Source organism: Geomicrobium sp. JCM 19055, assembly GCF_000698185.1.
GTDB classification, from domain to species: domain Bacteria; phylum Bacillota; class Bacilli; order Bacillales; family Marinococcaceae; genus Geomicrobium_A; species Geomicrobium_A sediminis.
This window is the reverse complement of sequence record NZ_BAXL01000027.1, coordinates 36,018-46,629: the sequence shown is the minus strand read 5'-3', so window position 1 is coordinate 46,629 and position 10,612 is coordinate 36,018. Positions and strand designations below refer to the sequence as shown.

The window sequence follows — 10,612 nt, the reverse complement described above, 5'->3', positions numbered from 1 at the left end:
TCTGAACACCAGGTTTCCTGGTGTTTTTTTTGTTTTGAGGAAGAAAGCTCTAGTGTAGACAACTAGGGCTTTCTTTTTTTTATTTGTTACGAAAGAAAAGGCTACCAATTGGTAGCCTTTTTTTTACTGTATTAGAACTGTTCAGTTCAGTAGAGCCTGCAAGAGCTGTCGTGGAAGAAGTACCAGAAGAGATCGTTTGTGCGACTTCATCAAAGTACCCTGTACCAACTTCACGTTGATGCTTTGTTGCAGTATAGCCACGAGACTCAGCTGCAAATTCGTTTTGTTGTAGCTCAGAATAAGCTGCCATTCCGTGATCTCTGTACTTTTCTGCAAGATCAAACATGCTGTAGTTCAATGAGTGGAAGCCAGCGAGTGTAACGAACTGGAATTTGTAACCCATCTTTGCAAGTTCATCTTGATACTGTTCAATTGTTGCTTGGTCAAGGTTTGCTTCCCAATTAAAGGATGGGGAACAGTTGTAAGCAAGCATTTTGTCTGGGAACTTCTCATGAATGGCATCTGCAAATGCTTGAGCTTCTTCAAGGCTTGGCTTAGACGTTTCACACCAAATCAAATCCGCATAAGGTGCGTACGCAAGACCACGAGCGATCGCTTGGTCAATGCCTGCTTTCGTTCGGTAGAACCCTTCAGACGTTCGTTCACCAGTAATAAATGCTGCATCTGCAGGATCGATATCACTCGTAATTAAATCTGCTGCATCGGCATCAGTACGAGCGATGAGTACTGTAGGAGTGCCTGACACATCAGCGGCAAGGCGTGCTGCAATTAAATTCTGTACGGCGTTTTGTGTAGGAAGTAGAACTTTACCTCCGAGGTGACCGCATTTCTTCTCAGAAGCGAGTTGGTCTTCTAAGTGAACGCCAGAAGCACCTGCTTCAATCATGCCTTTTACGAGTTCGAAAACATTTAATTTTCCGCCAAATCCAGCTTCAGCATCCGCGACAATTGGCACGAAGTAATCAATATCGCCTTTGCCTTCCATATGTTGAACTTGATCTGCTCTGCGCAATGCGTTATTAATTCGCTTTACGACTTGAGGCACCGAGTTTGCTGGGTATAAGCTTTGGTCCGGGTACATTTCACCTGCAATATTAGCATCGGCTGCTACTTGCCACCCGCTAAGATAAATCGCTTTCAATCCAGCTTTTACTTGTTGAACAGCTTGATTACCTGTCAATGCGCCGAGCGCATGTACTTTATCCATAGAGTGTAGTTGAGACCAAAGTTTATTTGCCCCTGTTTTTGCAAGTGTGTGTTCAATTTCAAGAGAGCCGCGTAGTTTAAGCACTTCCTCTGCTGAATAAGGGCGCTCGATCCCGTTCCAACGCGATTCATTTTCCCACTGTTGTTGCAATTCTTTTTCTGTCGTCATGTTTCCCAACTCCTTTGTATTATAACAGTTAGTTCTTATGCTATTTAATATATAACAACAAACTCTGTTATGCAACACTTTTTCGTCAATTCATACAATTAATTTAATTTATGGACAAAAGAACGATAAAAAAACCTTGATCACTTAGGATCAAGGTTTGGAATTTTTTTAGTTAAGAATGGTTACACTTACGGTTTGACGACCGAAGTTCAATGCTTCTTCACGAGTTGGAACGTGAAGGTCGATTTTGTTTCCGTTAATTGCACCACCAGTGTCTCCAGCAATCGCTTCTCCATATCCTTCTACGTAAACGCGACTACCGAGTGGAATGACATTAGGGTCAACGGCAACGACATTGGCATGCGGATCATTTCTTAGATCAATCCCTGTTGCTGTAATTCCTGAGCATCCATCACAATAAGCGGTATATGCAGTTGCTTCCATTTGAATCGTTGTTCCTTCTGGACTGCTTGACGCGTTGCTGCTTTGTGACTCAGTCGCTGTTGCTTCTTCGGTACTTGCTGATGCCGTTTCTTGCTCAGGTTCTTCACTTGTTGCAGGTTCTTGTTCTGTTGTAGCAGCGGGACTAAACGTCATCATCGCTGAGAATGTTTTCGGTCCAGCAACGCCGTCAGCAGAAAGTCCGGCGTCGGATTGGAATCCTTTCACTGCTTCTTCAGTAAGTGGTCCAAAAACCCCATCAACTGTGCTGCCAAAATATCCAAATGCTTGTAGGTCACTTTGTAAATGTTCGACGAGCGTATTTTCATCGCCCTTCTCTAAACTGTATAAGGCACTCAATGTTTGAGGACCAGCAATACCATCTACGAGCAAACCTTTTGATTCTTGATAACTAGAAACTGCGTCCTGTGTAGTTGAATCAAAGACCCCACTTGCATCGTCTTCCGATAAGTATTCCGCCTCTACGAGTAACTCTTGCAACTTCTCAACGTGTTCATGTTCCATACCGTCTTGCAAATTCTCACTACCAAAATCGCTAGCATCTGCTGTTAGAGGTACAAAAAGCAGTGCAACGAGTGTTACTGCAATTGCAACAAAATGAGAACGGTGAATCTGTTCAACAAATTTCAATTTCCCCATGAAGCTAACTCCTCCTCTTGGCGTGCTTAGTCACTTGTTTTGTCACTAGCATCCTAGCAAGTAAATCAAGTGGGACACAAGAGGTTTGTGGACAATTTAACAGCACTGAAAACACCTTGTAATATGTGAGACGTATTCATTACAAGTATCGTACGGTTGTAACAAAGTCGGAGTTTGTTAGTCCTTGTCGCAATTGCAGTGCTTTCTTACGGGAAAACATGAACGTTAATGCTTATTTTTTTGTCAGGTGGTGTTTCTTCGATAAAACCGTGTCGAATAAACTGTTCGACCTCTGTAATCACGCCGATATCTTTCAATATGGTTAAGACGACCAAAAGTGCTGGACCTAAGAACAATCCAATAACACCGAGAACTTGGAAGCCAACAAATAAGGAGAAAAGAACAGCAAGCGTGTTCAGATTCATACTGACAGATAACACTTTCGGTTCAAGCGACTGACGTACAATGACGACAACGACATAAAGTACGAGCAGTGAAATGCCTAAGAAAATATCACCGGTAACGAGGCTATAAATTCCCCAAGGGATAAGAATGGTTCCTGTTCCTAAATAAGGAAGAATTTCTGCCAAACCAGTAATGAGAGCGAGAGTAATCGCGTATTCAACGTTCAAAACTAACAATCCAATTAACACAATAATGGTGGTGATGGTCATTAGAATTAACTGGGCGCGAATAAATCCCCAAACTCTCGTTTTTACTTGCTCCATAAACAAGACGAATTTCGTTTGAATGCCAATTGGAATACGACTTTGTAAGCTCGCTTTCATCGTGCCGATATCTTTACCGATAAAGTAAACGGCAAGAATAACAAAGATAAAGGCAAACAAAAATACCGGTATTCCAGATACGATGTTCGTCATACCGTTCGCAATCGACTGGGCGAAGTTACCTAAAATGCTACCCACTTGATTACCTAGTTCTGTAATCCCTTGTTGCAACGTTTGTTGTTGCTCACCAGAGAGGTTATGAATAAACCAATTCATTTCTTGCCATATCGGTAAGATTAGTTGATTAAACATGTGCTGCAGTTGCATAGCACCTTGTTCAATCCAACCAGGAAGTTGATCAGAAATTTGTTGCACGATATAAATAATCAAAAATGTAATTCCTGTAATAATTCCCCCGAGTACTGAGATTCCAATGAGTACAGTCGTTAAAGAAGCGAGTGTTGATGGAAACTTGAGCTTGATCTTTAACACCTTTAGCAACGGGGAGAAAAGCCAAGCAATGAATGCAGCAATAACAAATGGGTACGAAATGCGAAACAAATACGCTGACACGAGTAATGCAACAATCGCTGCGATAAATACACCAACAGCTCTTGCTACAACAAAAGCTTGTTCTTTAGTCATGAAGGTATCGCCCTTTCGGCAGCAAGGGTAGGTGTCATGGATCGGTGCTTATTCACTAAGCTTGCAAATCATATTCTATTATATACGCTCAGCATGCCCAGCTAGTACATAAAGAATAACGGTAGATGCAAGATGAGAGGAGAAATCGGTCGGATCTTGTTGAGGGTATACTTCAACGAAGTCCATTCCACAGAGTCCTTGTTTACCAAGTTCATGAATCACAGTAAGTAACTCATAAGAAGTTAGACCGTTTGTGTCAACTGGGCCTCCTGGGTTGTAAGCGTGATCTAAAACATCACTACAGATCGATAAATAAACGGCATCGACGTCTTTGCTCGCTTGTTTGTATAAATCACGAGCAAGTGCACGTAAATCGTTCGTTTCTTTAAACTCATTAACCGTTCTTGTGATCGCACCTGCGTCTCGTGCGAATTTACCACTTTCTGGTTTATTTCTCGGGCCATGAATACCAGCATGAACGAGAGAGGAATTCACAACAGCATCCATTTCATAGAGTCTTGCAAACGGAGTGTTTCGTGCATACAAGTCGCCATTAAAGTCGTTCATGTTGTCATAGTGAGCATCAAGGTGGATGATTCCGAGTTTTTTACCTGGGTTACTTTCCGACCACCCTTTTACGATAGGGTACGTAATACTATGGTCACCACCTAAAGCGACTGGGAATACTTTTTTATTCCAAACGTCTTTTGAGAATGAAGAAATTCGATGCATCGTATTTTCAACTTCGGCAGGGATAATATCAACGTCTCCCATATCTGCAAGAGATAACGATTCGAACACATCAATATGATCTAGCTCAGGTAAATAGCCACTGTACCTAGCCGATGCGATTCGCATTGATTTGGGTCCAAGTTCAACTCCGGTGTAATCGCCCCACGTGACTCCACCTTCCCAAGGAACGCCATAAATGACAACGTCTGCTCCTCGCTCATCTTTATCAACAGCCCACTTGGCCCCTAGAAAAGTCGGTGTGTTGCCGTAAACATATTCACTCATGAGTATCCCTCCAGCTTTTATTCTGAGATTAATTGAACGAGATCTTCAACGTCAATGGCACCAAAGTACTTCTTCATGTTGAGTTCTTCTAAAGCTTTCCGAACATCATTTGCTTCGTGTTTTCTTCCTTTTAGTACGTTTTCTACATCGGTTACATCACCTGTCCCAAAGAAATCACCAAAGATTGTCGCTTCTGTAATGGTTCCTTTACGAACTTTTAAACGGAAGTCAACGAGTCCTGCAGTGAATTTCTTAGAACGTTTTATATCGTACGTCGGGGATTTGCCGTAATTCCAGTCCCAGTTTTTGTAACGTTCATTTGAGATTTCATGAATTTGTTTCCAGTCATCTTCGGTTAATGTATATCGTTCAAAGTTCTCATCACCATCAAAGATGTGTAATAAGATTTTTTTTGTTTAAAGTCTTCCATAGAAAGAGGGTGATCAAGAAAATCATTAATGTTCGCTACGCGACTGCGAATGGATTTGATGCCTTTCGAGCGAATTTTTTCATCACTTACATTGAGGCAGATACGACGTTTCAATTTCGGAATCAAGCATAAGCGTACCGTGACTAAACATGCGTCCTTTTGTTGAAAACTGTGCATTGCCAGAGATCTTTTTGCCATCTGCGTGCAAATCGTTACGTCCGCTAAGTTCAGCTGGAATACCGAGTTGGTTTAACGCTTCCACGACAGGCTCAGTAAATTTTTTTGAAGTTGCTAAAGCTGTTGCCGTCATCTTTTGTAATAAAACTAAAGTTAAGGTTTCCGAGGTCATGGTAGACGGCACCGCCGCCAGAAAGTCTGCGTACGACATGCAACTGATTGTCTTTTACATAATCGCGATTGATTTCTTCAATTGTATTCTGGTTCTTGCCAATAATAATCGAAGGTTCATTAATATAAAATAATAAGTAGGTTTCGTCTTGATTTAATTTCGTTAAGATGTATTCCTCAATTGCTAAGTTCAGTGATGGATCAGTAATGTTTTGATTATCTACAAAGATCATTGTATTTGCCTCCTTACGTGCTCCTTCTATTGTATAAAAGCTTGTTCATCATTGCACGTTTTCTGATTCTTTTATGCTATACTTGTACAAACAAGGAGTGATGATATGGGTACGCTAAGTCAAATTTGGCGTGACAATGCCGATGAGCTCGTAAATGCATTGCGTGTTCATAAGAAAGAATTTATAATCGCTGTCTTAATTCTGATAATTGCGTCAATCGCTGGTGCGTTAACGAGCCAATTTATTGATTCTGGACGTAATGGAATCATTCGCTTCTATATTGGTGGGATTTTTACTTCGTTTGTTTTGTTTAGCCTATATTTTATGATCGATCAAGCGATTCGTGGTCGAAAGGTAATTGAATAAATAAGTAGCAATGCAAGAAATGGTAGTCAATGTAGGATTAGAATCGACAAAAAGGGGGAACGAGGTGCACAAGAAAGGATGATAATGAATGGCAGTAACAAAAGATGAAGTGCGTCAACTTGTCGATCGTTTAACTGAAGAGAACTTAGATGAAGTGTATAACTACTTGAAAGATCTTTTAGATAATGAAGAGGTAGAGCTAACAGATTCTGAAATTGAAGGCATACATGACCAAGATGCTTATTATGCGAATGAAGAAGAAGCTTCTGAAGTACAGAAGGTGAAAGACCTCTCTTCTAGAGGGTCACTCTAGAGAAAAGTAACAGCTTATGTCCAATTGGGCATAAGCTTTTTTTAATGTCAAAGGAAATGAGACAATCTCTCACAATCTCTTATGATCGTGTGAAAGTTTGTGAAAGGGTTTTTTTTCTGTTTAAGAAGTGTCAGAAACGGTAAAACATTAACTAGGCAAGCAAGAACAATCAACAAGAACCATAAAAAAAGTACATTTGGTTTTATAATTCTAAGGAGGAAATATATCATGAATAAGAAATTATTGTACGGAGCACTTTCAGGAGTATTTGCAGTAGGGATGTTAGCAGCTTGTGGAGACGATGCTGAAGATCCAGCAGGTGAGCCAGGCGATGACATGAACGGTGGCGACGAAATGGCGCCAGAAGATGATGGCCTAGAAGATGACGGCATGGACGATGGCATGGAAGACGATGGTCTTGAAGATGACCTCGAAGACGATGGCATGGAAGATGACGGTATGGACGACGATCTAGAAGATGATGGCATGGATGATATGGAAGATGACGACGACGATATGTAATCGTTAGAATGAAGCTCTGTAGATTTTCTACGGAGCTTCTTTTCTTTAATATAAGAAAAAGAGCATGATATGATACGGGGAGTAGGGGGCGTATTATGGCCAAAAAGAAATACTACGTCGTTTGGAAAGGCAGAAAGCCTGGCATTTATACGACGTGGGCAGAGTGTGAAGCGGAGGTCAAGGGATTCAAAGGTGCCCGTTTTAAATCATATCCAACATATGAGGAAGCTAAACAAGCGTTTCAATCAGGGAAAAGTGTGGTTGCATCAACACAAAAAAAGCAATCTACTCGTACAACAAACCAGAACCAGAGAAAAACATCGCTTTATTATGAAACGACGAGCATTTCTGTCGATGCAGGAACGCATGGAAACCCTGGACCTGTTGAGTACCAAGGGGTTTGGACTGAAGATGGACAAGTGTTATTTAAAACTAAACCATACCCGTTAGGGACGAATAATATGGCGGAATTTCTAGCAATTGTCCACGCGCTCCAATTTCAAAAAGAGAAAAATTTAAACGTTCCTATCTATAGTGATTCACAAACAGCGATCGGTTGGGTGAACAAGAAGAAGGCGAAGGCAACACTGGTCGTTAATGAAAAAAAAGTAAGCCGATTTGGAACGATGTCTCAAAAGCAGAAAAATGGTTACATCAACATGGCATCCCTAACCAAGTTTTGAAATGGGAAACGAAAGATTGGGGAGAAATTAAAGCTGACTATGGACGGAAGTAACATAAAGTTTCGTTAATGGGAAAAAAAATATAGAACACGCATGAGGAGGTTATTTCGTCATGGAAAAAGCGACATTTGCTGGTGGTTGTTTTTGGTGTATGGTTGGTCCGTTTCAAGCACAAGAGGGGGTCACCAATGTACGGTCTGGTTACACAGGTGGTCATACAGAAGACCCAACGTATCGTGAAGTGTGTAGCGATACGACCGGTCACGTTGAGGCAATTCAAATTGACTTTGATCCAGGTGTTGTAAGTTATGATCGACTGCTAGAAATCTTTTGGATGAATATCGATCCAACAGATGCTGGTGGTCAGTTTAACGATCGTGGGGATTCGTACAAAACAGCTATTTTTTATCATAGTGACGAGCAAAAAGATTCAGCAGAAACGTCACGTGCCCAGCTTGAAGAAAGTGGCCCTTTTGAAGGTAAGGTTATTACGCCAATCGTTCCAGCGAAGGTTTTTTATGATGCAGAAGAAGAACATCAAGATTATCATTTAAAAAAAACCCATTTCACTATCAATTGTATAAAAGAGGCTCAGGTCGAGCAGGATTTATTAAGAAACACTGGGGGAATGAGTAATGAGTGAGAAAAAAGATTTAAAAGAGCGGTTAACCGACATGCAATACAACGTTACGCAACATGACGCAACAGAGCCTCCTTTTCAAAATGAGTATTGGAATCATTTTGAGGAAGGATTATATGTGGATATCGTCTCTGGTGAGCCGTTATTTACGTCTAAGGAAAAGTTCGAATCAAGCTGTGGCTGGCCGAGTTTTACGAAGCCAGTTGAAGAAAAAGTGATTAATGAGAAGTTGGATACAACTCACGGCATGCGTCGTACAGAAGTTCGAAGCAAAGAAGCGGATTCACATTTAGGCCATGTATTTCCTGATGGACCAGGACCAGAGGGATTGCGTTATTGCATTAACTCAGCAGCCATTCGCTTTGTTCCTTACGACCGATTAGAAGAAGAAGGTTACGGAGCGTTTAAAGCGCGCATGGATTCAAAGTAATGGAACATCTTGAACAGAAGCGTCTTCATTTTTTTGCAAGATCAACAAAGCTATCTTAATCATTATCATTTATCAACAATTGCAGAATATGAACAAACTGTTGTACGTGTGGAACAGGTAGACGTAATTGTTCATTGGTTTACACCAAAGTCGTACAACGACACGCTCGTTTTTATACACGGATATATGGACCACAGCGGCGCGCAAGCGCCGTTTTTTACAAAGGCAGTAGAACACGGTCTACGTGTCGTTGCGATCGATTTACCAGGTCACGGATTGTCATCAGGTGACCGCTACGCAGTACGTTCTTTTGATATTTATGATCAAATGTTGGAGGTGCTGTTAGATCAGATTCAGACGGAGAAGGGAAGGCGACCGTTCCTACTCGGTCATAGTACCGGTGGAGGTATTATTGCCCACCATATATTAAAAAGAAACAATCCGTATGTTTTGCATCCAATTCTCGTGTCACCGCTCGTGAGAACGATGAGTTCACTATTCATGAAAGTCGGGCAACCGCTCGTTCAATTGACGTCAGAAGAAGTACCTCGGAAATTTCGGCATAATACAGGTGATGGCCACTTTGCAATGATGCAACAACAAGATCCGTTGCAAAGCGATCGAATACCGATCGCTTGGGTCAAACAAATGCTAAGTTGGGAAAAGGAATTTCTTTTTAATCAACCGAGTCAAAAGACCATTTCTATTATTCAAGGCACAGCTGATAAAACGGTCGATTGGAAGCATAATCTTTCGGTTTACAAACAGAAGTTTCCTAAAGCCAATCCAATTCTAATTGAACATGGTGAACATCAGTTACTAAACGAAGTAACACCTATTAGAGAAATGACGTACAGCCGGATCTTTCATATTGTGCGGCAGTTTCAACAATAAAAAAAGAAGCACTCTTATAAAAGTGTGCTTCTGATCTAAGCTTACGATAAAGCTTTCTTATTATTTGACTTTTTTTTAAACGTCTGAGTTGGCGATCTTCAACGCGCTTTTCAATCGCGTTAAGTAGGTCTGCGTCTCTCTCAAGATCTTGTTTATTTTGGTCGACTAGTTCATTAAAAGAAGTTCTAAATGGTCGTCGCATGTTTCCCGTCCTTTTGAATAAATTCATTGAATAGGTAATTTGTAAACTTACCTGTAAGATCATTTTACCCTATTTGCAAAAAATTAAACATTGATAAATTGTTACAATTTAGCGAAGCGTACAAGTATGGACAACATTTGCGAAGAATCGTGAAATATAGAGCGGTTTCGATGTATAATATGGAAAAGTAAACAATAATTTGAACGATGGAGGGATCAACTTGTCAAAAGAAGGAAGAAAATGGACAGCGTGGGTAGTCATCGGTGGAATTACAGCTTTTGTTGTGTATATATTTTCGAATAAGAAAACACGTGAGAAAACGATCGGTTACGTTCGAGAAGGTGCTCAGTTTATCGATGAGACCGGAAAGTTTGTAAAAGACAACCAAGAAGAAATTCGATCTTTAATTAAAGATACGAGCACGAAAGTAAATTCACTCGTTACCGTTGCAAGTTCAGAGATTGAACAAATTGCCAAGCATACATCACATTTAAAAACGACTGCAACGGACCTCATTGATACCGCAAAGTCAGCGGCAGAAGAAATTAAACATCAAAAGAACATTGAAGATGATCAATCTACTCCCGACAATTTAACGTATTTGGACCCAAGATAAAAAGATGTTTATTCCTTACTATGAGCGGTAATAAGTACAGTACGTTAT

General features: G+C 40.7%; 11 protein-coding genes and 3 pseudogenes. 8 read left to right on the top strand and 6 right to left on the bottom strand.

Features of this window, described 5'->3' with window-relative positions:
- Nucleotides 1–79 precede the first annotated feature (79 nt).
- The 5 genes and pseudogenes from aceA to JCM19055_RS19725 form a co-directional block, all read right to left on the bottom strand.
- Nucleotides 80–1,396, bottom strand: coding sequence for an isocitrate lyase (gene aceA / locus JCM19055_RS19745; RefSeq protein WP_081833858.1), 1,317 nt, complete (start codon nucleotides 1,394–1,396; stop codon nucleotides 80–82).
- A 168-nt stretch (nucleotides 1,397–1,564) separates the two neighbouring features.
- Complete coding sequence (locus JCM19055_RS19740; RefSeq protein WP_042360957.1) at nucleotides 1,565–2,497, bottom strand: peptidoglycan-binding protein; 933 nt, start codon at nucleotides 2,495–2,497, stop codon at nucleotides 1,565–1,567.
- A 206-nt stretch (nucleotides 2,498–2,703) separates the two neighbouring features.
- Complete coding sequence (gene ytvI / locus JCM19055_RS19735; RefSeq protein WP_042360956.1) at nucleotides 2,704–3,870, bottom strand: sporulation integral membrane protein YtvI; 1,167 nt, start codon at nucleotides 3,868–3,870, stop codon at nucleotides 2,704–2,706.
- A gap of 78 nt (nucleotides 3,871–3,948) precedes the next feature.
- Complete coding sequence (locus tag JCM19055_RS19730; RefSeq protein ID WP_042360955.1) at nucleotides 3,949–4,887, bottom strand: agmatinase family protein; 939 nt, start codon at nucleotides 4,885–4,887, stop codon at nucleotides 3,949–3,951.
- Between the two features lie 17 nt (nucleotides 4,888–4,904).
- Nucleotides 4,905–5,898, bottom strand: a pseudogene (locus JCM19055_RS19725) (lipoate--protein ligase).
- Between the two features lie 105 nt (nucleotides 5,899–6,003).
- Here JCM19055_RS19725 and JCM19055_RS19720 point away from each other — a divergent pair.
- The 7 genes and pseudogenes from JCM19055_RS19720 (at nucleotide 6,004) to JCM19055_RS19690 (ending at nucleotide 9,746) form a co-directional block, all read left to right on the top strand.
- Nucleotides 6,004–6,264, top strand: coding sequence for a hypothetical protein (locus tag JCM19055_RS19720; protein ID WP_042360954.1), 261 nt, complete (start codon nucleotides 6,004–6,006; stop codon nucleotides 6,262–6,264).
- An 88-nt stretch (nucleotides 6,265–6,352) separates the two neighbouring features.
- Complete coding sequence (locus tag JCM19055_RS19715; protein WP_042360953.1) at nucleotides 6,353–6,577, top strand: hypothetical protein; 225 nt, start codon at nucleotides 6,353–6,355, stop codon at nucleotides 6,575–6,577.
- A 228-nt stretch (nucleotides 6,578–6,805) separates the two neighbouring features.
- Nucleotides 6,806–7,099, top strand: coding sequence for a hypothetical protein (locus JCM19055_RS19710; RefSeq protein ID WP_042360952.1), 294 nt, complete (start codon nucleotides 6,806–6,808; stop codon nucleotides 7,097–7,099).
- Between the two features lie 95 nt (nucleotides 7,100–7,194).
- Nucleotides 7,195–7,835, top strand: a pseudogene (locus tag JCM19055_RS19705) (viroplasmin family protein).
- Nucleotides 7,836–7,894: 59 nt separating this feature from the next.
- Nucleotides 7,895–8,418 (top strand): annotated as a pseudogene (gene msrA / locus JCM19055_RS32330) (peptide-methionine (S)-S-oxide reductase MsrA).
- Nucleotides 8,418–8,852 carry a peptide-methionine (R)-S-oxide reductase MsrB gene (gene msrB, locus JCM19055_RS32325; protein WP_042360951.1) on the top strand — a complete coding sequence of 145 codons (435 nt, stop codon included), beginning with the start codon at nucleotides 8,418–8,420 and terminating at the stop codon, nucleotides 8,850–8,852. The pseudogene msrA and the gene msrB overlap by 1 nt, the downstream one beginning before the upstream one ends.
- A 33-nt stretch (nucleotides 8,853–8,885) precedes the next feature.
- Nucleotides 8,886–9,746 (top strand): alpha/beta hydrolase, encoded by an 861-nt coding sequence (locus JCM19055_RS19690; protein WP_042360950.1) that lies wholly within the window; start codon nucleotides 8,886–8,888, stop codon nucleotides 9,744–9,746.
- Here JCM19055_RS19690 and JCM19055_RS26760 read toward each other — a convergent pair.
- Nucleotides 9,691–9,948, bottom strand: coding sequence for an FbpB family small basic protein (locus JCM19055_RS26760; RefSeq protein ID WP_152549995.1), 258 nt, complete (start codon nucleotides 9,946–9,948; stop codon nucleotides 9,691–9,693). The two genes, JCM19055_RS19690 and JCM19055_RS26760, sit on opposite strands and share 56 nt — an antisense overlap.
- Nucleotides 9,949–10,168: 220 nt before the next feature.
- Here JCM19055_RS26760 and JCM19055_RS19685 point away from each other — a divergent pair, with 220 nt between their 5' ends.
- The gene (locus JCM19055_RS19685; RefSeq protein WP_042360949.1) at nucleotides 10,169–10,564 is read left to right on the top strand and encodes a hypothetical protein; all 396 of its coding nucleotides are present in this window, start codon (nucleotides 10,169–10,171) and stop codon (nucleotides 10,562–10,564) included.
- Nucleotides 10,565–10,612 lie beyond the last annotated feature (48 nt).